19 protein-coding genes and 1 pseudogene are annotated in these 20956 nt (G+C 38.5%); 14 read left to right on the forward strand and 6 right to left on the reverse strand.

All coding sequences use genetic code 11. The features are described from left to right. The first annotated feature begins 138 nt into the window (after nt 1-138). The 5 genes from AE2B122_RS01005 (at nt 139) to AE2B122_RS01025 (ending at nt 5693) form a co-directional block, all read left to right on the forward strand. The gene (locus tag AE2B122_RS01005; RefSeq protein WP_175072867.1) at nt 139-1488 is read left to right on the forward strand and encodes an amino acid permease; all 1350 of its coding nucleotides are present in this window, start codon (nt 139-141) and stop codon (nt 1486-1488) included. Nucleotides 1489-1779: 291 nt separating this feature from the next. Further along, complete coding sequence (locus AE2B122_RS01010; RefSeq protein ID WP_175072868.1) at nt 1780-2841, forward strand: iron-siderophore ABC transporter substrate-binding protein; 1062 nt, start codon at nt 1780-1782, stop codon at nt 2839-2841. 49 nt (nt 2842-2890) lie between these two features. Continuing rightward, on the forward strand, nt 2891-3862 hold the full coding sequence (locus AE2B122_RS01015) for a FecCD family ABC transporter permease (RefSeq protein ID WP_371809496.1): 972 nt from the start codon (nt 2891-2893) through the stop codon (nt 3860-3862). Then, entirely contained in the window at nt 3859-4890 is a 1032-nt protein-coding gene (locus tag AE2B122_RS01020) for an iron chelate uptake ABC transporter family permease subunit (RefSeq protein WP_175072869.1), read from the forward strand. The genes AE2B122_RS01015 and AE2B122_RS01020 overlap by 4 nt, the downstream gene beginning before the upstream one ends. Next, complete coding sequence (locus tag AE2B122_RS01025; RefSeq protein WP_175072870.1) at nt 4890-5693, forward strand: ABC transporter ATP-binding protein; 804 nt, start codon at nt 4890-4892, stop codon at nt 5691-5693. Before AE2B122_RS01020 ends, AE2B122_RS01025 begins: the two co-directional genes overlap by 1 nt. 94 nt (nt 5694-5787) lie before the next feature. Here the strand turns inward: AE2B122_RS01025 and AE2B122_RS01030 are convergent, their stop codons facing one another. Then, entirely contained in the window at nt 5788-7152 is a 1365-nt protein-coding gene (locus AE2B122_RS01030; protein WP_175072871.1) for a citrate:proton symporter, read from the reverse strand. 625 nt (nt 7153-7777) lie between these two features. Here AE2B122_RS01030 and AE2B122_RS01035 point away from each other — a divergent pair. Further along, nucleotides 7778-8875 (forward strand): tartrate dehydrogenase, encoded by a 1098-nt coding sequence (locus AE2B122_RS01035; RefSeq protein ID WP_175072872.1) that lies wholly within the window; start codon nt 7778-7780, stop codon nt 8873-8875. Nucleotides 8876-9032: 157 nt separating this feature from the next. Then, nucleotides 9033-9788, forward strand: coding sequence for a GntR family transcriptional regulator (locus AE2B122_RS01040; RefSeq protein WP_095218261.1), 756 nt, complete (start codon nt 9033-9035; stop codon nt 9786-9788). 128 nt (nt 9789-9916) lie between these two features. On the opposite strand, the pseudogene AE2B122_RS19060 reads toward AE2B122_RS01040, so the two are convergent. Next, nucleotides 9917-10129, reverse strand: a pseudogene (locus tag AE2B122_RS19060) (helix-turn-helix transcriptional regulator); the annotation flags it as partial. 312 nt (nt 10130-10441) lie between these two features. On the opposite strand from AE2B122_RS19060, the gene AE2B122_RS01045 reads away from it, so the two are divergent. Then, nucleotides 10442-11290, forward strand: a complete 849-nt coding sequence (locus AE2B122_RS01045; RefSeq protein WP_175072873.1) for an STAS domain-containing protein — start codon at nt 10442-10444, stop codon at nt 11288-11290. 354 nt (nt 11291-11644) lie between these two features. Here the strand turns inward: AE2B122_RS01045 and AE2B122_RS01050 are convergent, their stop codons facing one another. Next, nucleotides 11645-12625 carry an aldo/keto reductase gene (locus AE2B122_RS01050; RefSeq protein WP_095218259.1) on the reverse strand — a complete coding sequence of 327 codons (981 nt, stop codon included), beginning with the start codon at nt 12623-12625 and terminating at the stop codon, nt 11645-11647. A 180-nt stretch (nt 12626-12805) separates the two neighbouring features. Between AE2B122_RS01050 and AE2B122_RS01055 the strand changes: the two genes are divergently transcribed. Further along, nucleotides 12806-13714: an AraC family transcriptional regulator gene (locus AE2B122_RS01055; RefSeq protein ID WP_175072874.1), complete on the forward strand. Its 909-nt coding sequence runs from the start codon at nt 12806-12808 to the stop codon at nt 13712-13714. 84 nt (nt 13715-13798) lie between these two features. Here AE2B122_RS01055 and AE2B122_RS01060 read toward each other — a convergent pair whose 3' ends face one another. Next, nucleotides 13799-14545: an SDR family oxidoreductase gene (locus AE2B122_RS01060; RefSeq protein WP_175072875.1), complete on the reverse strand. Its 747-nt coding sequence runs from the start codon at nt 14543-14545 to the stop codon at nt 13799-13801. Nucleotides 14546-14700: 155 nt separating this feature from the next. Further along, complete coding sequence (locus AE2B122_RS01065; protein WP_095218256.1) at nt 14701-15114, reverse strand: MerR family transcriptional regulator; 414 nt, start codon at nt 15112-15114, stop codon at nt 14701-14703. 235 nt (nt 15115-15349) lie between these two features. Here AE2B122_RS01065 and AE2B122_RS01070 point away from each other — a divergent pair, with 235 nt between their 5' ends. From AE2B122_RS01070 to AE2B122_RS01085, 4 genes are all read left to right on the forward strand, one after another. Beyond that, nucleotides 15350-16390 carry an NAD(P)-dependent alcohol dehydrogenase gene (locus AE2B122_RS01070; protein ID WP_175072876.1) on the forward strand — a complete coding sequence of 347 codons (1041 nt, stop codon included), beginning with the start codon at nt 15350-15352 and terminating at the stop codon, nt 16388-16390. A gap of 135 nt (nt 16391-16525) precedes the next feature. Beyond that, nucleotides 16526-16783 (forward strand): HPr family phosphocarrier protein, encoded by a 258-nt coding sequence (locus AE2B122_RS01075; protein WP_342747518.1) that lies wholly within the window; start codon nt 16526-16528, stop codon nt 16781-16783. Nucleotides 16784-17137: 354 nt separating this feature from the next. After that, the gene (locus tag AE2B122_RS01080; RefSeq protein WP_095268630.1) at nt 17138-17737 is read left to right on the forward strand and encodes a histidine phosphatase family protein; all 600 of its coding nucleotides are present in this window, start codon (nt 17138-17140) and stop codon (nt 17735-17737) included. Nucleotides 17738-17935: 198 nt separating this feature from the next. After that, complete coding sequence (locus tag AE2B122_RS01085) at nt 17936-18787, forward strand: aldo/keto reductase (RefSeq protein WP_175072877.1); 852 nt, start codon at nt 17936-17938, stop codon at nt 18785-18787. Between the two features lie 78 nt (nt 18788-18865). On the opposite strand, the gene AE2B122_RS01090 is transcribed toward AE2B122_RS01085, so the two are convergent. Continuing rightward, entirely contained in the window at nt 18866-20071 is a 1206-nt protein-coding gene (locus tag AE2B122_RS01090) for a YhgE/Pip domain-containing protein (protein WP_175072878.1), read from the reverse strand. 170 nt (nt 20072-20241) lie between these two features. Between AE2B122_RS01090 and AE2B122_RS01095 the strand changes: the two genes are divergently transcribed. Continuing rightward, the gene (locus tag AE2B122_RS01095) at nt 20242-20859 is read left to right on the forward strand and encodes a TetR/AcrR family transcriptional regulator (RefSeq protein ID WP_175072879.1); all 618 of its coding nucleotides are present in this window, start codon (nt 20242-20244) and stop codon (nt 20857-20859) included. Nucleotides 20860-20956: the final 97 nt, after the last annotated feature.

The following is a 20956-nucleotide window of genomic DNA, read 5'->3' on the forward strand; positions in this document are numbered from 1 at the left end:
AATTACGTCCCTGCTGATACTTTTTCAGCAGGGATGTTTTGTTTTTTAGACAGTTAAGGAGGTGGTTAACCATGGATGATGACTATTACTATACAAAATTAATCAGAACAAGATTTGATATAGAAAGAGGAGAAGAAAATGAGTCAGAATGGTTTGCGGAAAGAGCTTTTACCTAGACATGTACAGTTTTTAGCATTAGCAGGAATGATCGGTACCGGTATTTTCAAAGGAAGCGGCGAGACATTGGGGATTGCCGGACCAGGAGTAGTTGTTTCTTACTTACTTGGCGGAGCATTGTTGCTGATTGTAATGGTTGCTTTAGCTGAAATGGCAGTTGTGTACCCAAATCATAATGTACAGCATTTAGTTCATAAGGCGTTCGGTTTTCATATATCCTTCATCGTTGGGTGGCTGTACTGGATAAACTGGACACTGGTAACTGTTGTAGAAATCCTAGCGGCGGGTTCGTTTCTACAGTTTTGGTTTTCTGATACACCGCTTTGGCTCTTGAGCGCAATTTGTGCAGCACTTATCATTGGAATAAACAGTTTACAAGTTAGATTCTACGGAGAAATGGAATTTTGGTTTGCAAGCATTAAAATTATCGCGCTTGTACTATTTATCGTATTAGGCGGAGCAGTTTTACTGGGATTAACGGATTTTTCTCCAGATACACCAACACAGCATCTATTCGGTCATGGCGGTTTCTTCCCAAATGGGATACAAGGAGTATTCGCAGCCTGCTTGATTGTTATGTTCTCATTTGGAGGATCTGAGTTAATCGGTGTAGCTATATCTGAAACAAAAGATGTGAAAAAGGTATTGCCTAAAGTAATCAAAGGTGTCGTTTGGCGTGTATTGCTGTTTTACATTGCGCCTATCACAATCATTGCTGGACTTATCCCTTGGAATCAAGTTGCCGGAACAGAAAGTCCCTTCATTCAAGTAATGGATGCAATCGGAATACCGGGAGTAGCGCATGTGATGAATTTCATTTTATTGACAGCAGTTTTGTCTGCAGCTAACTCTGGTATGTTTGCCACTTCGAGAACGATGTTTTCATTAGCTGAAAAAGGAGAGGCACCAAAACTTTTGACGAAGACTTCCAAATCAGGTGCACCAATCAACGCTATCTCCCTGAATGGCCTGTTTTTATTAATAGGCGCAGGATTAGCTTACTTTGCTCCAGATAGTATCATAGGTACGATGATGACTATTCCTGGATTTACTATGCTGCTGCTTTGGCTTAGTATTTGCGCAGCGCAGCTGAAATTACGGCCGGAATATGCTGAAATGCCACATTTCAGGATGAAGCTGTTTCCTTCGACAACAATTGTCGGAATTGCAGGGCTGGGCATCATTTTGATAGGGTCAACATTCAGTAATGGCATTTCAGTCGGAACAGTTGTTTGTTTTACAGCTTTAGCAGTATTAATCGTGCTAGCTATAATTATGGGTCGGAAAAGAACAGAAAAAGAAACCAAATGAAAAAAAGCTCAATAAAGGTATCGGTATTCTGGAAGGGTCACTTATGTGACTCTTTTTTTAAAATCATTTTTTTCGAAGTGTAGGCAAAACACAGCAATTTTCACCAAATAGTCTAAAAAGTAGTAAAAAAGCCTTGATTAACTAATATAACTAATTGTATCATTGATAATGAGAACCAATATCAATTAGAAAGGGCTAACTATTACATAATTTTTCAACGAAAGCTTTCACAACTTGAGTAAGATAGTCTTGCACTAATAGATTGTATATATAAAAGGGGAGAAATAACAAATGGTCAAAAAGCATAAATCGATATTAAAGATGGCAATCTTTTCGGCATTGTTCCTACTAGTTCTTTCAGCATGTTCCAGTCAATCGAACTCAGATGAGAATTCTGAAGGAAGCAATTCATCTGGAGGAGATTCAGCTTCAACAGAAGGTTATCCTATTACGATTGAACATGCTTTCGGGGAAACAGTTATCGAATCTAAGCCTGAACGAGTAGCAACTGTACAATGGGGTAACCAAGATGTTGCGCTTGCACTTGGTGTTGTGCCAGTTGGTTTTTCTGCTGCGAACTTCGGTGTACAGGACGACAGCGGTCTTCTTCCTTGGACAGCAGAGAAACTAGAAGAGTTAGGTGAAAGTAATCCAAATGTCTTTCAAGATACAGATGGACTAGATTTTGAGGCTATTGCAGATTCACAACCAGATGTCATTCTTGCGGCTTATTCTGGTCTTACAGAAGAGGATTATAATACTCTGAACGAGATTGCGCCTGTGGTAGCTTATCCGACTTCTCCTTGGACAACGTCATGGCGTGATCAAGTAACAATGAATGCAAAAGGTATGGGAATGGAAGCGGAAGGCGAACAGCTGATTGCTGATACGGAGACTACAATTGAAGAAAAAGTAAACGAACATCCTGAAATCAAAGGCAAAAAGGTTGCTTGGGTGAACTTCTCAGCAACAGATCTATCCGAGTTCCATCTATATACACCAGCTGATTCCCGAGTTGCTTTCCTAGAAGAAATGGGAATGGAATATCCTGAAAGCATTTCTGATTTAATTGAAGATGATGCTGCCTACTCATTGAGCTTAAGTGCAGAAAATGCAGACGTTCTAAATGATGCAGATATAATAATTGGGTACGGTGATGACAGCACGTACGAAGCTGTTAAGAATGATGCACGTTTAGGACAGATTAAGGCAATTCAAAATGATTCTGTTGTATTCATCGCAAATAATTCTGATTTGGCTGCAGCTGGAACTCCAAATCCGCTTGCGATTGAGTATACGATCGATAATTATGTAACTCAGATTGACGATGCTTTAAGTAACAATGAACAGTAATGTAGCAAAGAGGCCAGTAGGACATAAACGTAGCTACTACGCAGCCATTATGATTATTTTCTTTCTATTGCTGTGTGTTAGTATAATTGCTTCACTGGTTTTCGGATCAAGATCTGTGACGTTAGATGACTTAATGGCAGGATTGTTCTTATCCAGCTCAGATTCTTACGCTGCAGCTGTTGTCAGCGAAAGAATACCACGAACGGTATTTAGTTTGCTGTGCGGAGGAGCGCTAGGTGTGTCTGGCGCTCTCATGCAAGCAGTAACCCGAAATCCACTGGCCGATCCCAGTATATTAGGAGTTAACACAGGTGCATCGTTATTTGTCGTTATAGGCATAGCATTTTTTAATATCAGCACAGCTGGTCAGTATATTTGGCTCTCAATAGTAGGAGCAGTTCTTACAGCTATCATTGTATACGGAATTGGTTCAATGGGGCGTACTGGCAATACGCCTCTTAAGCTTGTACTGGCTGGTGCTGCAACAAGTGCAATATTATCTTCTCTGATAAGTGCTATCATGCTTCCTCGATCTTTTGTGATGGATCAATTCAGGTTCTGGCAAGTAGGCAGTGTGGGTGCTGCAAATTGGGATTTCATTGTAATCTTTTTGCCGTTTTTAGTTTCTGGAATCCTGCTGGCTTTCATAATGGCACCATCGCTTAATGCGTTATTGCTTGGGGACGAGATTGCAACTGGTCAAGGGGTTCGGACTGGATTATTGACATTAGTATCTGCTTTTACCGGTGTCATATTGTGCGGGGCGGTAACAGCATTGGCTGGTCCTATTGGCTTTATTGGTTTACTGGCGACGCATTTGATGCGGCTCATCTTTGGTCCGGATTTACGTCTTATTATACCTATGTCTGCTATTTCAGGCGCTAGCATTCTAACGATTGCTGATGTACTTGGCAGATTAATAGGGAGTCCTGGTGAAGTAGAAGCCGGGATTATAACCGCTTTTATTGGTGCTCCAGTATTAATACTCCTCGCAACTAAATTGAAAGTGCGGTCACTATGATAAACAGCTCAACAATTCTTATTAAACAAGGCAGACAACGTCGATTCAGAAAATGGCTGGTCATTAACATCCTCCTGGCAGCACTTGCTGTTGGACTTTGTATGGCCATGCTTCTTTTAGGTAACACAATCTACCCAATTTCAGAGGTTATTCAAGTGCTTATGGGTGAAAGAATCCCAGGAGCTTATTTTGCTGTCAATACGATAAGGCTCCCCAGGATGATATCTGGTTTCTTTGCCGGCTTGGCTTTCGGAATGGGAGGACATATATTCCAAACAATGCTGCGTAATCCGCTCGCTAATCCGGATGTACTGGGGATTACCACTGGTTCCAGTGCTGCAGCGTTGTTCAGTATACTTATCTTTCAAACAAGTAATACGGTTGTCTCTTTAGCTTCGGTAATAGCAGGACTTGTTACAGTCTTACTCCTATACTTGTTGGCATCAGGCAGTCATTTTTCCATTGGCAGGCTTATACTGATTGGAATCGGTATTCAGGCAGCTCTTAGCGCTGTTATTTCTTATCTTTTAATGGTTGGCAGCCAGCAAGACTTGCCTGCAGCACTTCGATGGTTAAGCGGGAGTCTAAACGGCGCTAAAATGGAAACTTTATTACCGCTTATTTGTACAGTAGTAATTTTTGCTCCGCTATTAATTATTTTAGGAAAGCATTTAGACATATTAGAACTCGGAGAAGAGTCGGCATTATCACTTGGATTGAGTACAAACAAAATCAGGCTGATTCTCATACTGAGTGCTGTACTAATGATAGCTTTTGCAACTGCAACAACTGGCCCAATAGCTTTTGTCGCTTTCCTTTCTGGGCCGATTGCTAAAAGATTAGTAGGGACCGGGTTTTCAAATGTCCTGCCAGCGGGTCTTATAGGCATAAACCTAGTTCTTGGAGCAGATCTGATAGGACAATTTGCTTTTGAAGTCAGATATCCAGTTGGCATAATAACAGGATTAGTTGGGGCACCATATCTGCTTTATTTACTTATAAGGATGAATCGAAAGGGATACTTATGATGAAATCAACTCACAAACTTCAAACAGAGCAAATTGTTGCCGGCTATGAAAGTAAAAAAATCCTTCATGGGATTGATGTTGTTATTCCAAACAATCAGGTTAACGTCATTATTGGTCCTAACGCATGCGGTAAATCAACTTTGCTGAAGACGATGGCAAGACTGATCAAGCCAATAGCCGGAGATGTCATTTTAGATGGAAAATCAATTCACAAAATTCCTCCGAAGAAACTTGCAAAAGTATTAGGAGTGCTGCCGCAATCTCCGATTGCACCTGAAGGGATTTCAGTAGCTGATTTAGTCGGCAGGGGCAGATTTCCGCATCAATCATTGTTAAGCGGATGGTCAGAGAAGGATTATCAAGCAGTCGAGGAAGCAATGGATATGATGGGAATTACCGAACTTGCTAACAGACATTTAGATGAACTGTCTGGTGGTCAAAGACAGCGCGTCTGGATTGCTATGGCATTGGCTCAACAGACAGATATATTGTTCCTTGATGAACCAACAACGTTTCTGGATATCACGTATCAAGTAGAGATCCTGGATTTGCTTACAGATCTTAATAGAAAATACGGTACGACGATAGTGATGGTTCTTCATGATATCAATCTTGCTGCGCGCTATGCTGATTATATATTTGCTCTTCGTAAAGGGGAACTGATAGCCGAGGGACGGCCATCTGAGATCATTACGGATGAATTGATTAAAGAAATATTTGAGCTTAATTGTACTGTAATTGAGGATCCCGTTTCTAAATCTCCAATGATAGTTCCAAGAGGACGTTATCATGTTTTTGCCTAGGTGAGTGTAATTAATCCAAAACGCTGCGTATCAAATAGATAGATCTATACAATATCAACAGGAAGGCAATAATTATTTGCCTTCCTGTTGATTTTTAGATAGGTAGTGCACCAGTTAAAATATAGGTTCCTAAGTAGATAAATATTATCGGCCAAGCATAAATAATATATTTCTTCTGGAAATCGATAAAGTTTGTTTCAGTAGAAGCAACCAACATATAAAGAGCTGGGATAACCGGAGAGATAAGACGGAATGCCTGACCTACCATAGATGCTACAGCTGCTTCATTAGCTGTTATTCCATACTGCGCCATAACATCCGCCATTACACCGGCAATTCCGAAGTAAAACGCGTCTTGAGGCAGAAATGTAATGGCAGGTGCTGAAATCAATGCATAGATGGGAGCCATATTCGATCCTAATGATTCTGGGATAATAGCTGTAATGGACATTGCCAGTGCAGTTGACATGCCACTTCCAGTTAATACACCAGAGAAAACACCAGCAGCTAATGTTGCTAAAGCGGGTGCTAAAGAATCTGCTGCTAAGTCATCCAGCCTCTGATTGATAAGCTTTGCTGACCTGTAGTTTACCGTAAGTGCTATTGCTGCGCCTATACCGAATAGAACGCCGCCGTGAGCTACATCCATTACGAGCATAACTAAGATAATAAGCGTCAAAATTAAATTGAAATAGAAAAGTTTAGGACGTTTTAATTCAGGATCTTTCAGGCGGATTGCATTGAGCATTTCTTGCATGTCCTCTGGTGAAATATCTTTAGCGGTTTTAGGGTCGAAGTGTAATCTTTTTCTTTCTTTGAGCCCGATAAAATAAGCCATGCCGATAGCGAATATTTCAGCAATGATCATACCTGGTAGTATAGCAGCAAAGAGTTCACTAATATTCACGCCCATAGCTGTACTTGCGGCTATTGTAGGACCTCCCCAAGGCAACTGATTAAAGATACCAATTGGAGTGACGATAATGATAGCCAAGTATATCAGCTTGATATTCATTTGCTTATAAAGCTGAAGGAAAGCAGCAACACAAATGATGATTGTAGTGGTGGTATCGCCATTCATTGTAACTACGGTTGCTGTTAGAACGGTAGCCATCGTAACTTTTAATGGATCACCTTTCGCTTTCTTGATGAAGAATTCGCACAAAGGGTCAAACAAACCAACGTTTAGCATGACACCGAAGTACAATACAGCGAAAAGAATTACAATGGCAGGGGAGATAACCCCCATCGACACTTCTCCCGTTTCTTCATCGACACTAAATAAGATACCATCCTTGATCCAATCAAAAAGATCCAGAAAGGAAGCGCCGGTTACAAAGGTTGTAATGGCTCCGAAGATAAAGGGTACAATCGTTAAAGCGCCAAAAACAGTTAATTTATTCTTCGAGAGAAGTACAATGAAAACGATGATCATCGCTAATGCTAAGAATGTCAACATACGAACCATCTCCTGTAGAAAACAAATTATTTGGATCATTAAATTACACATAAGTACAGTAATCATAGAACTTTAAAAACGCTTCGCTAAAATTCGCAGCAGCCCGTTCAAAATCTAATCCGCCGTAATTCGGTTTCTAAGTTGACAATTTTTCTAGGAAGATAGAGCGGCTTTTTGAAAGCGCATACAATTAATTGCGCTCTAATTGCTTAAAAGGTTACAGGTTGATGTTATTCAAAAAAGTCAATCTTACTAAGAGCGCATTCAAATTATCCCACCTCCATTTTCAGATAAGAACAGAATGAGTGGTTGTGTAATCATTTAACGTAGCTTAAACGAATTGTATATTAACGTATACATAATTGTCAATTGGATATTTTGATTTATAATTTTATAATTAATGCAGCTATTTGTGGGCAAGGTGTTGGTTAGCCTATTAAAACAATTGTGGTAGTTCATAATGGTGAATTATTTAAGGTTTAGTATACATTTTTAAAACTCATGTTGATTCTAAAAAATCAAATAATTATTGACATTAATGTATACGTTATCTAGTATATAAATCAATAAGGTGCAATTCTTTCCAATTAACTGAAAAGATGAAATAAACAAGGAGGAAGAACAAATGAGTGAAACAAAAAGAATTAGTTTAGCGGTGATTCCTGGTGATGGTATTGGTACGGAAGTGGTTGAAGCCGGTCTTAGAGTAATTAATCATTTGGCAGAAGCATCTAATGGTAAGTTTAAATTTGAAAGCGATTTCTTTCCGTGGGGCTGTGAATATTATTTAGATCATGGGAAGATGATGGAAGATGGCGGAGTTGAGAAGCTACGAGGGTATGATGCTATCTATTTTGGTGCTGTTGGATTTCCAGGTGTGCCAGATCATGTTAGCTTGTGGGGATTACGTTTAGCAATTTGCCAAGGATTCGATCAGTGGGCTAATATCCGCCCTATCGAATTTTTACCGGGTGTTCCAAGAAGGCTAAATCATCCAGATGTTGATTCGCTAAACTGGGTCTTAATCAGAGAAAACTCCGAGGGTGAATATTCAGGTATAGGCGGTCGTAATTTCTCTGGACGAGGTCTTGGCAAAGAAGTTGCTGTTCAATCAGCTTTATTTACAGAGCACGGATGCGAACGTATTATCCGTTATGCCTTTGATCTGGCTCGTACGCGTAAAAGAAAAAAAGTAACAAGTATCACGAAAAGTAACGCGCAGCAATATGGGATGGTGCTTTGGGATGAAGTGTTTTCGCGTGTGAGTAAAGATTATCCAGATGTAGAGACAGACCAGTGGCTTGTTGATGCAGCGGCTGCACAATTTGTATTGAAACCGGAAGAGCTGGAAGTAGTAGTCGCATCCAACTTGTTTGCGGATATACTATCAGATTTAGGTAGTGCTCTCGCGGGAAGCTTAGGATTAGCTGCCAGCGCCAATATTAATCCGGAAGGGAACACGCCGAGTATGTTCGAGTCAGTCCACGGTTCGGCACCTGATATCGCCGGTCAAGGAATATCTAATCCAATCGGTGCTATTGGAAGTGCTGCACTAATGCTGGATCACCTAGGACTAAATGAGGAAGCAGAACTTATCAATAAAGCAATTGCAGAAACGACACGTCAGGGGATTCTTACTCGAGACCTTGGGGGAACATACAACACGGATGAAATCACGGATTCTATTATAGAAAACCTTTCTAAAGTGAAAGCAGAAATTTAAGAAGAAAAGGCTGTGGATTTCTGGGGATCCATAGTCTTTTTTCTATAAGGATTTACACTGCATTAACAACTATCGCATTACAATTTGAGATGCTTCTGCTGTTGGTTATGATATATTTTAAACAACATGAACAATCATAATGGAATAGGTGAATAATATGAAAAAGATTCCAACCGAAAAAGATAAAGAAAAAGATGCTTCCTTAAGTGATACAAGTGTCGAGAAAGAAATCTCTCTCCTCATCAATAATATAGAAGGCCTTGATGAGTACCGTTTGCCTCAAAGAGCCTATCAGATTGTTCGGCTATCTATCCGCGATTTAATTCTTCGTCCTGGAACAACGATTTTAGAAAGAGAAATGGCTGAAGTATTACAGATGAGTCGTACACCGGTTAGAGAAGCGCTTGTGCGTCTGGAAACAGAAGGCATGGTCCGGCTTGTACCTAGACGGGGATTCATAGTGAAGCCGATCGAGACAGAAGATCTCGAACAGATATATGAAATTGTGGAAACGCTAGATGGTCTAGCGGTAAGTCTAGCTACTGAAAAGGTTGGGGAACTAGAGATAGGTGAATTGGAAAGGTTGATTGAACAACAGGAACAGGCGCTTGAGCAAAAGAATCTAAAGCAGTGGGCAATATTAGATGATGAGTTCCATCATCTAATTATCGATTATGCGAGAAACAAGCGACTTAGAGCAGTTATAGATACTCATTCGGATCAGCTATATAGAGCGCGTTTATTAACAGTAGACGACCGTCCGCTTCCTTTTCACTCAATAGTTGAGCATAAGGCTATTGTAGCGTGTATGAAGGCGAAAGACGGTAATGCAGCTAGTGTTTTGATGCAATCGCACAGGAATCGTGCACGTAATGAAATACTCGGCGTGGTTGAAAATCTAATACAAAACTGATGTATAGTTTACTCTGAAAAAGGGTGAAAGCTGAAAAAACCTGCAACTTTTCAGGTTTTTTGTGTTTCTTTTTCCTCCTTAGAGAATAATGAGCTTAGACTTTTTGAGAGTAGTTATAACTGTTATAACTACTTTTCCTGTTCTTTCTTATAAGCTAACGGTGTCATACCTACAGATCTACGAAAACTTAACAATAAAATAACTGGTACTATTAAATCCTACTTGATAACTTACATCTGTGACATTTGTACTTGTATTCTGAAGCAGGAGCAGCTTTTTTGAATATGATAATCAGTTACGTAGCTCAAAGGAGATTGTTTTACTATTCGCTGAAAATAACGACGTCTCAGATCGGCTTATTGCCCGGCTTTAGACTCAAGTGGAAGATATAAACAGAACAGTTCATAATATCCTTTCCTTAGCTACAATCTTCTATGTGTTAGGCTATTATTGTTTGGAAAGTCTTTATAGACATAATCTCACCAGAACTAATAATCTTCTAAAGTGCATATTCACTTGTCAAAACTTAATCTTCAGATTAAATGCATTCCACAGTAAGGGCAATTATTACTATTACATTATAATAATAGGTATTTGTTATATCACATGCTAAAATAAGGTGTTGAGCATATATAGACTAAGGAGATATAGTAATGGCAATCGAGAAAAAACTGCAAGTAGCAGCAGATAAAGATTTACATGAATTTCTTTGTGACAATATAGATCAATTGAATGATGAATGGTTTGCTGGACTTACAAAGGCAGAAGGGGTTTATGGTTCTGATGATCAAGCAGTAATAGACGTTTTAAAAGAACAAAATAGAGATTTCCATGTGCGTTTTTGTAAGTTGTTTGATCCTGAAAGTCCTCTATCTTACGAATTATTCGAAGAATGGATAGTGGAGATATCCAAAGATGAGCAGCATTTAATCACGCCGATTGAAGATATTATAGATGAATTTAATAGAACGGAAGCATTGTATTTAGAGCTTTTAGATGGCTTTGTAGCAGAACATGATCTATGTGGTAAGGAAACACTTAGTTATACGAGGAAAATAACAAGCGCTTTTAATCAGATCATTGTCTGGTTTACTAGAGAGAATGCAAAACAAGCTGAATTTAAATTAGCTGCACAGCAAGCAATGATCTTGGAGCTTAGTACGCCAGTTATATCATTGACTACAGAAGTTGCGCTGCTGCCCCTAGTAGGTGATATTGATACGAATAGGGCTAAGTATATGATGGATAATGTTCTATCGCAATGTGCGAAGTTGGGAGTAGAGTACTTATTTATCGACATGTCAGGTGTGGTAATTATTGATACAATGGTTGCTCATCGTATATTTAACATAGTCAACTCTTTGAAGTTGCTTGGTGTAGAAACTATTTTGTCTGGAATAAGACCTGAAATAGCACAGACTGCAACGCAATTAGGGATTGGTTTTGATGTCAAAACTACACATTCTTTGAAAGCTGCAGTAGATCGATATATATTGAAGTGAGACAGACAGAAACTCTCCATTTTCGTTTAATGAAAAATGGAGAGTTATTTTTTTACTTTATATTGAATTGCTTCATTTAAAAGTGCTATGTCTTCTGTAATATGTTTTTTTATAGATTCATCTGGACATCTGTCGAAATCATGCATTAACCTGGCGAGTTCCCTATAAATTAATTTTTTTTCATTTAAGTACACGTCTTTGCTGTCCCCCTCAACTAAACTACTTTGCCCGATATTTCTTTATCCTAAACCTTTATTTCTAATTGAGGGAAACATTATATATTCAAAAACAGTCACAAATAAAGCAACTCAATCTGATTATGAGAAAGATTGAGTTGCTGCATTTTTCGATAAATTAATTAGGTCCCACTACAGAATGCGGTACATAGGCTTCTTCGAGAAAAGCAATATCTTCAGCAGTTAGCTTAACTGATAGAGAACCTACAGCATCTTCGAGATGGGATATTTTAGTGGCACCAATAATAGGTGCTGTTATTGTTTCTTTTGATAGCAGCCAGGCAAGTGCAATATGGATACGAGGGACATTATGTTTTTCCGATATCGCTGCTACTCGTTCTACAACTAATCGGTCTGCATCAGCAGTTGCATCGTATTTGGATCTTTGAATTTGATCTGTTTTAGAACGATGAGTTGTTTCCGACCAATCACGTGTCAGTCTTCCTGATGCAAGCGGACTGTAGGGAGTCACACCAATTTTTTCTTCTTTACAGAGAGGCAGCATCTCCCGCTCTTCTTCACGGTAGAGAAGGTTGTAGTGATTCTGCATCGATACAAAGCGTGTCCAATTATTTTTCTCTGCTACGTGTAATGCTTTTTGGAATTGCCAAGCATACATGGCAGAGGCGCCAATATATCTTGCTTTTCCGGCTTTCACCACATCATGCAATGCTTCCATTGTTTCCTCAATAGGGGTATTGTAGTCCCAGCGATGGATGATATAAAGGTCTATATAATCTGTACCTAGTCTCTTAAGGCTTTTATCAATTTCACTCATGATGGTTTTTCTGGAAAGACCCGCACCATTAGGGCCTTGATGCATACGTCCATGGACTTTTGTTGCCAGCACAACCTCGTCTCGATTGGCATAATCCTTTAAAGCACGTCCTAGGAATTCTTCACTAGTTCCCATTGAATACACATTAGCAGTATCAAAGAAATTGATTCCAAGTTCAAGTGCTTTTTTAATGATAGAGCGACTCTGCTCTTCATCAAGTACCCATTGATGAATCCATTTTTCTGCATCACCAAAGCTCATACAGCCAAGACATAATTTAGATACATCCAAACCTGTATTTCCTAGTTTTACATATTCCATTTATATCATCCTCCCTTTATCGCTCGTTCATTGTAACCTCTTTCATTGTCTCATAATTTCTATACGAACTATAAACTCATTTGTCTCAAATCTTTGCCTAATACTATCAAAGACCTTTCTAGCTGAAAGAATATCAATTAAAATAAACTAAACTTAACCGAAGGAGAAGACGAATAAGAGATGATCAGTGATTACGACAAGCAGCAAGAACTAGGCAAGCTTATTAGCAAGTATACAGATTCAGACGGTGTTCATCCTACATCTATAGAATCGTTATTTCTTATCCGTGAATCCACTATCAGTGAACCTGTCGCTAGAGTTAACGAAATTTCTTTTTGCATTATTGTCCAAGGAGAAAAGGAAGTATTGCTGGGGGAGGAATGCTTTAAATATGGACCGGGAAATTTTATTGTGGCATCAGTAGAGCTGCCAGTAACCGGGCAAGTAATTAATGCAACATATGATTTTCCCTATTTTGCCCTTAAACTTGAATTTACGCCTAAGGATATAGTAGAGGTTTTACATGAAACTGGTATACGATCTGGAAAGAGACAAGATACGAAAAGAGCCATGTTTATCGGTGAGTCAGAGTCTTCTTTATTGGATGCGGTAATTAGGTTAGCTAGTTTGTTAGACAAACAAAAGCATATTCCAATACTAGCCCCGCTATATAAGAAAGAAATATTGTATTGGGTTTTGCAAGGTCCAAATGGGGATGCACTGCAACAAATGGCTGTAGTAGGCAGTAATACTATGAGAATTAGAGATGTAATTGAATATATCATTAGTGACTTTGAAAAGTCATTTCGAATAGAAGATTTAGCGGATATAGCGAATATGAGTGTGTCTTCACTTCATCGGCATTTTAAAGAGGTGACTGCTATGAGTCCAATTCAGTTTCAAAAACAGTTGAGATTACAGGAAGCCAGGCGTTTGTTATTGGCGGAGTTACCCGATATAGCTGAGGTCGCATTCCAAGTGGGGTATGAAAGTCAGTCACAATTCACTCGCGAATATGCCCGCATGTTTGGAGTTTCACCCAGAGCGGATATGAAGAGATTAAGAGAGGAGCTAAAAGAAAATGTTTGATGTAAGGAGTGCTACTTTAAAGTTAAAAGAGGCTGTCGATATTTTCTGGACAGCCTCTGTTTAAGATTGTTATATAATTGAATTTTACCAAGGTTGGCTTGTTGGTCCAATTGTGAATTCATTGATGTTTGTATCTTCTGGCTGATCAATTGCGAATGCCACAACATTAGCAACTCGATCAGGTGTAATACCGTATTGTTCGTACAATGCAGTCATGCCTTCTGAAGTATTTTTATCTGTTATAGTATCCAGTAATTCTGTATTGATTGCAGCAGGGTAAATAGTTGCTGTACGGATGTTAGTGCCTTCTTGAGCAGATTCCATACGCAGAACTTCCATTAAATCACGGACAGCCCACTTTGTTGCACCATAAACAGCACCGCCTGGGTAAGCTTTAAGCCCAGCTACTGATGAAGTAGTGATAATATGTCCAGATTTCTGAGATGTAAATGTTGGCAATACTGCTGCGATACCATTCAATACACCTTTAATATTAACGTCAATCATACTGTTCCACTCATCCGTTTTTAATTCGGAAAGTGGTGAATTAGGCATCAGTCCTGCGTTCAAGAAGATTACATCAACACCACCAAAAGTGTCATTCGCTAATTGAACAAGCTGATGACTATCATCTGGATTAACTACATCTGTGACGCGGTAAACAGCTTGACCGCCAGATTGTTGAATTTCCTCTGTCAATGCTTTTAATTTGTCTTCACGGCGAGCACCCAAAACTATTTTGGCTCCTTTAATAGCCAATAATTTTGCAGTTGCTTCCCCAATTCCAGATGATGCTCCAGTGATTATAACTACTTTGTTTTCGATTGTCATATTTATTCCTCCCTTACTGAATACAATAAGCTTACAACTTAGAGCCGACTCTAAAGCAAGGGGAAATACTTAAAAAAGTTTATATCGGATTTGCTTATATCAATAGAAAAAGAGGCCCCCCGTAATTTTTGATAGTACGAGGGCCTCTTCTTTTATTAGTAATGGGGAATTTCTATTTTGTCGTTCTTGTGTATTTCCTCGGTTCCAGCATCTAATGCTGTTTTATAATATAAACATTTATGATCGATGAGTTCCATCGTTTTCTTTAATTCTGCTATCTGCATATCCACAACGGCTTTTCGTTCCATAAACATGTCGAATCGTTGTTGAAGGGTGGAATCGCCATCCGTACACCAATCGATAAATGTCTTTATTTCTTTAATCGGCATACCAGTTGATTTCAAGCATTCAATCACTTTTAAAGCGGCAATATCGGATTCTTTAAATAATCGCTGGCCGCTTTCTTTGCGTTCAACATAAGGCATAAGGCCTTCCTTGTCATAGTAACGCAAGGTATAAGCGGTGACATTTAATTCTTTTGCAACTTCACTGATAGAAAATGTCTTCATCGTATTCCTCCTATTCCATGATTATTTAGCCTTTAAGTTATCTCTATAAGTGAGGAGGATTTTATCATAGGATTTACTAAACGTCAAAGCGACATGATTGAAGTATATTTTTTTAAAAAAATATTCACTTGACTTAGAGTTGACTCTAAAGATTACAATTGTTTGCAAGAGAAGAAAGGATGGCATTTGTCCATTTGTATTCTCTCTAAAAATATACTTATTGGAGGATTCTTAAATGGTAATAGCTAAAGCAAGAGCTGTTGACGGTCCAGATAAACCCTTTCGATCTGCTGAAATTGAAAGACGTGATCTTGATTCACATGATGTTTTAATCGAAATTAAGTTTGCCGGAATTTGCCACTCTGACATACATACTGCTCATGGCGAGTGGGGACCAGTAAACTATCCGCTTGTACCAGGACATGAAATTGCGGGAATCGTTACAGATGTGGGTTCCGAAGTTACGAAGTATAAGATCGGTGACCGAGTAGGCGTCGGATGCATGGTTGACTCATGCGGAGAATGTGAGAATTGTGTAAAAGGTGAAGAGCAATATTGTCATAAAGGAAATATTCCTACTTACGCTGGCGTGGATAAATACGGTGAACCTACGCAAGGCGGCTATTCTTCCCATATCGTCGTAACGGAAGAATTCGTTGTAAGTATCCCTGATAATATTGAACTTGATGCTGCAGCTCCATTGCTTTGCGCTGGTATTACGACATTTTCTCCACTAAACCACTGGGGAGCTGGACCAGGTAAAAAAATTGCGGTCGTTGGTTTAGGCGGTCTAGGCCATATGGCTGTCAAGATTGCACATGCTATGGGTGCTGAAGTGACTGTACTTTCCCAAACATTGAAGAAAAAAGAAGATGGTTTGCAATTCGGTGCAAACAACTACTATGCAACAAGTGATCCAGAAACATTCGACAAGCTTGCAGGAACTTTTGACTTAATCATTAACACAGTAAGTGCAAAGATTGATCTTAATGCATATCTTTCCTTACTGAATCTTGATGGCACAATGGTAAATGTCGGCGCTCCAGCTGATCCGTTGTCATTAAACGTGATGTCTCTCATCGGTCATCGTCGCTCGTTTGCAGGTTCGTTGATCGGAGGCATTCGTGAGACGCAAGAGATGTTAGAATTCTGTGCAGAACATAATATTGCTCCGGAAATTGAAGTGATAGCTGCTGATGAAATTGACGAAGCATATAAACGTGTTCTTTCTTCAGATGTAAAGTATCGCTTTGTTATCGATAACAGTACGTTGTAAAATATTTAACTGCCAATCTCAAAGGATGTCCCATTTTTCAGCTTTTGGGCCATCCTTTTTTATACGAAGTAAGTACATGTTTCAGCATGGCATAGTTAGTAATGAGACTATTGAAACTTTTTGAGGAAGGTGGAAATGATGCTGGTCACAAAGATAACAGTGAACCTTCACCGAGGATTGCAAGCAAGGAACACTGCAATATTTGTTGATAAAGCGTGTTCCTTTACTAGTGATGTGATTCTTTCTAAAAGCGGAATATCCAGTGATGGAAAAAAGCTTATGAGAGTGATGGATTTGAACGTTAAGGATGGTGACGAAATCATGCTGATGGTACATGGGTGTGATGAGCATGTTACTTTTGACACTTTAAAGAGTTTCCTTTTAGAAAAATAGAACTTTCCAGCACATAAAATAAGAGCTGCATTAGAATTTAAATTAGACCATAGAATCAGTATTAAGCAATACTTCAGGTTATAGCCAGCCTCAAACACAACAGCAAGAGTACATTCTTACAAAAGATGATTGTATAAAAAGGAACGGTTCGAAAACTAAGAAGAGTATTCGTAGCGGATTTTTTAATGTCTTTGCAGTAGAAGTATCTGTATGATTCAACTTAATACATTATAAAATGCCTTTTATTGGTATGTATAGTTCTCATTCTAAATAAGAATAAAAGGTAACCAATTCTGAGTGCATTGATGTACATTTTGTATCTCAATATTCTTCTAGTGCATGGGGAGGATACAGATGAAAAAGACGCTTTATCTAATGAGACATGGACAAACATTATTTAACCAGAGAAAAAAAGTTCAAGGTTGGTGTGATTCACCACTGACAGAATTAGGGGTCAGACAAGCAGAGACTGCAGGTGAGTATTTTAAAGAGCGCAATATTATCTTTGATGATGCATACAGTTCGACGTCTGAAAGGGCAAGTGACACGTTAGAACTAGTAACAGATATGCCTTATACAAGATTAAAAGGATTAAAGGAATGGAATTTTGGAACGTTTGAAGGGGAAAGTGAAGATTTGAATCCGCCGCTGCCTTATAATGATTTCTTTGTGAAGTATGGCGGTGAGGATCAAAAAGAATTACAAGAAAGAGTTGCGGCTACCTGTCAAGAAATTATGGAAGAAGATAATAAAGTTGTTTTAGCAGTCTCTCATGGAGCGGCTTGCAGAAACTTTATGAGGTATTGGGAACATACAAGTGCTATCGTACAGCAAAACAAAATCGGAAATTGCTGCATTTTGAAATTTGAATATGAAAACAAGGAATTTAAATTAGTTGAGATAATTAATCATGACTTTAGTGACTTAATTGGTGGGATTACAATAGTTTCTTAACTCCAATATTACAATCTGGGACACTCCTACGAGTGTCTTTTTAATTTGTTTAATATAATGGAGTCGAGTGAGAGGATTAGGCATTTATCTGACAAGAATGGGATACCTGCTTATTAATAAACTAATGCATAATAAGAGAATGGAGTTGTATAAAAAGATACAACATAATGCAAGAAGATTAAGTCAGGAGGATCTCATATGCAAAAAGTAAACTTAAATAATGGTGTGGAAATGCCTATCCTTGGATTTGGAGTTTTTCAAATTCAAGATGAAAACGAATGTGAACAAGCCGTTTATGACGCTATTATGGCAGGCTATCGTCTGATCGATACAGCTGCTTCCTATCTAAATGAAGAAGCAGTGGGCAGAGCAATTAAACGGAGCGGTATAGCTAGAGAAGAGTTATTTATTACTACAAAACTTTGGGTGCAGGATACCGGCTATGAGAACACAAAGAGAGCATTCGCTAGATCTTTGGAAAGACTGCAATTGGATTACTTGGATTTGTATTTGATACACCAGCCATTTGGCGATGTTCATGGATCATGGCGCGCAATGGAGGAACTGTACAAGGAAGGTAAAGTGAAAGCGATAGGAGTTAGTAACTTCCACCCCGACCGTCTAATTGATTTGATCATTCAAAATGAAGTCGTTCCTGCAGTAAACCAGGTTGAAACGCACCCGTTCTGCCAGCAAATAGACAGTCATGATTTCATGAAAGAAAACGGCGTTCAAATAGAGTCTTGGGGACCATTTGCTGAAGGAAAAAATAACATGTTCCAGAACGAGGTCCTAGTATCAATTGCTGAAAAGTATAAAAAATCCGTTGCTCAAGTAATTCTGCGCTGGCTGACACAAAGAGGTGTCGTTGCCATTCCGAAGTCTGTTCGTAAAGAAAGAATAATTGAGAACTTTGATATCTTTGACTTTGAATTAACTGAAGAAGACAATAAAAGAATTGCTGCACTAGATACCAAACAAAGCTTGTTCTTTTCACATCGTGATCCAGAAATGGTAAAAGGGATCAGTACAAGAAAGCTTGATATTTAAGTACATTTGCAACAATTAAAATGAAAGAACCTTAAACCCGAAATGTAAAAAGCAGGGTTTATAAAAAAAGCCGTTTTCCTATAAGGAAACGGCTTTTTCATTGTTATCGATTTGTGTCTTCTCATTTTTTGAGTTAACCCTTAAAGCAGAAGTTAGTATAAGTACCATACCCACTATTCCGATCCAAACAAGGGTAGATACAGAATCCCAAGTTAATCCTTTATCGAAGAAAAGAAGTTCTCGTAAACCTTCTACCATAAATCGCATTGGTAGCCAAGAATAAACCCAGTCATGATAAAAAGGTGACATCATTTCTGGAGCCATTGCAAGCAATGGGGCACCGAAGAAAAGCATTAGGATAAAAATAGGCATACCTTTAAGTCCAATTAAAGAAAGTACTGCTGAAATCATTAAAAAGAAGCTAAAGGATGTTATGGATAAAAATAATGCTGTACTCTCAAAGTCTGGAATATGAAGCCCCACCATCTGATCTGCCAGCCAAGTTAAACCAAATCCAACAATCAGGGTGACAATAGCACCTGCTAGTATTTGTACCATTTTTACTGTCAAGCTCTCTTTTCGATTAGTAGTAGTTACTTTTCTAAGAGCGATGAATATAATTGCAGCACTTGCTATACTAGCCATCCAAAGAGGTTGAAATAAAGAATTAGGAGCATTCCCATTTGCGCGATTTGCACCTGTTTCATTAACATTTGTGACTTTCTTTGTAATAGGAGACGCTAGACTTTTAGCTTGCACTGTTGTTAATGAAGCTTCTTGTTGTTCTAGTCCATCTAGTAGTTGTGTGCGAACAGTGTTATTTAGGTTGTCTACAACTCCATTCAACATTTGTCCAGCCATTGTTGACGCCATTGTATTCATACCTTGGTTAATAAATATTTCGACTTCAGGTGATGAAGGAGTTGGAGTTTGTAAGGAAGTCTGCTTTTCACTAAAATCTTTCGGTATAACCAAAGCTGCATAATATTTTTGGTTATCTAATCCTTTTTGAACTTCCTCTGCGTTATTTACTTCAATCCACTTAAGAGCAGGATCTTCTTGATCTGCTGTTGCTTTTGAATTTTCTTTTATCATTTCCACAATTGATTGACCCATGTTCAGTTTCGACTGATTCGGTATATCAACACCGGTATCCTCATTCACAATTGCAATTGGCAGATTTTTTGGCTCTGGTTGGACCGACGGAATTAACGTTAAAGAAAAAATAAATATAATGACCAATGCAATAATTGGAGATAAGAATAATAGTTTGTTTTTAAACATATTTGGATTCCTCCTAGCTGATACTTTATAATAATAAATAAACACCGTGTTGTTTATTACGTTCTAAATTATAAGCACGAATTACATACTATACAATAGTCAGATATGGTATATGTGTTGGTTACGGGACACCTTTATTAATAGTGTTGGATAAGTAAGGAGGAATTTACATGCCTGACAGTAATAATGATTTAAGGGTAATACGGACTAAAGAATCCATTCGAGATGCGCTCATAAAATTAATTGATGAAAAAGGCTTCGAGGCAATTACAGTGAAAGATTTAACAACTAAAGCGAAGATTAATAGAGGGACATTTTACGCACATTATCAAGACAAGTTTGATTTAATGAAGAAGTGTGAAGATGAAATCATGCTGGAGTTATCCAGTATTGTAAAGACAAACTTCTCGAGCGTTATTGCTTCAATTAAAACAGATTTTCCGGATGTACCGCCATTTCCTCACACAGTTTTATTATTTGAATATCTAAATGAAAATAGTGATACGATGAAAGCTGTATTAGGTCCAAAAGGGGACTTGTCATTCCAAACAAGACTGAAGGATCTCATGTGGGAAATACTATATGGAGATAACCAAAATTCGTTTTTGAAGAAAGAAAATTTCCTTGTTCCAGGACAATATCTGTCTTCTTATTTAGGAAATGCAATGATGGGGGTAGTTCAACAATGGTTGAATAGCGGCAAGAAAGAATCTCCTCAAGAAATGGCTCGTATCCTGACAACCATTACGGTAAATGGTCCCTTATTTGCAGCTGGTATAAATAAGTAAAAGCAGATTAACGGCTCTCATAACACATAACACTAAAAGAGGCTGGGACAAAAGTGTTTTAGCCATATAAAAAACCGAACTATATTGTAAATCTTCA

The organism is Terribacillus sp. AE2B 122, from assembly GCF_902497585.1.
GTDB classification, from domain to species: domain Bacteria; phylum Bacillota; class Bacilli; order Bacillales; family Amphibacillaceae; genus Terribacillus; species Terribacillus saccharophilus_A.

Coding starts and splice junctions, on each gene's coding strand:
- AE2B122_RS01090 (WP_175072878.1), bottom strand. CDS start 20,071: ATGTTTAAAAACAAACTATTATTCTTATCTCCAATTATTGCATTGGTC.
- AE2B122_RS01065 (WP_095218256.1), bottom strand. CDS start 15,114: ATGAAGACATTTTCTATCAGTGAAGTTGCAAAAGAATTAAATGTCACC.
- AE2B122_RS01070 (WP_175072876.1), top strand. CDS start 15,350: ATGGTAATAGCTAAAGCAAGAGCTGTTGACGGTCCAGATAAACCCTTT.
- AE2B122_RS01080 (WP_095268630.1), top strand. CDS start 17,138: ATGAAAAAGACGCTTTATCTAATGAGACATGGACAAACATTATTTAAC.
- AE2B122_RS01085 (WP_175072877.1), top strand. CDS start 17,936: ATGCAAAAAGTAAACTTAAATAATGGTGTGGAAATGCCTATCCTTGGA.
- AE2B122_RS01055 (WP_175072874.1), top strand. CDS start 12,806: ATGATCAGTGATTACGACAAGCAGCAAGAACTAGGCAAGCTTATTAGC.
- AE2B122_RS01045 (WP_175072873.1), top strand. CDS start 10,442: ATGGCAATCGAGAAAAAACTGCAAGTAGCAGCAGATAAAGATTTACAT.
- AE2B122_RS01075 (WP_342747518.1), top strand. CDS start 16,526: ATGATGCTGGTCACAAAGATAACAGTGAACCTTCACCGAGGATTGCAA.
- AE2B122_RS01020 (WP_175072869.1), top strand. CDS start 3,859: ATGATAAACAGCTCAACAATTCTTATTAAACAAGGCAGACAACGTCGA.
- AE2B122_RS01095 (WP_175072879.1), top strand. CDS start 20,242: ATGCCTGACAGTAATAATGATTTAAGGGTAATACGGACTAAAGAATCC.
- AE2B122_RS01040 (WP_095218261.1), top strand. CDS start 9,033: ATGAAAAAGATTCCAACCGAAAAAGATAAAGAAAAAGATGCTTCCTTA.
- AE2B122_RS01005 (WP_175072867.1), top strand. CDS start 139: ATGAGTCAGAATGGTTTGCGGAAAGAGCTTTTACCTAGACATGTACAG.
- AE2B122_RS01015 (WP_371809496.1), top strand. CDS start 2,891: ATGATTATTTTCTTTCTATTGCTGTGTGTTAGTATAATTGCTTCACTG.
- AE2B122_RS01010 (WP_175072868.1), top strand. CDS start 1,780: ATGGTCAAAAAGCATAAATCGATATTAAAGATGGCAATCTTTTCGGCA.
- AE2B122_RS01030 (WP_175072871.1), bottom strand. CDS start 7,152: ATGTTGACATTCTTAGCATTAGCGATGATCATCGTTTTCATTGTACTT.
- AE2B122_RS01035 (WP_175072872.1), top strand. CDS start 7,778: ATGAGTGAAACAAAAAGAATTAGTTTAGCGGTGATTCCTGGTGATGGT.
- AE2B122_RS01060 (WP_175072875.1), bottom strand. CDS start 14,545: ATGACAATCGAAAACAAAGTAGTTATAATCACTGGAGCATCATCTGGA.
- AE2B122_RS01050 (WP_095218259.1), bottom strand. CDS start 12,625: ATGGAATATGTAAAACTAGGAAATACAGGTTTGGATGTATCTAAATTA.
- AE2B122_RS01025 (WP_175072870.1), top strand. CDS start 4,890: ATGAAATCAACTCACAAACTTCAAACAGAGCAAATTGTTGCCGGCTAT.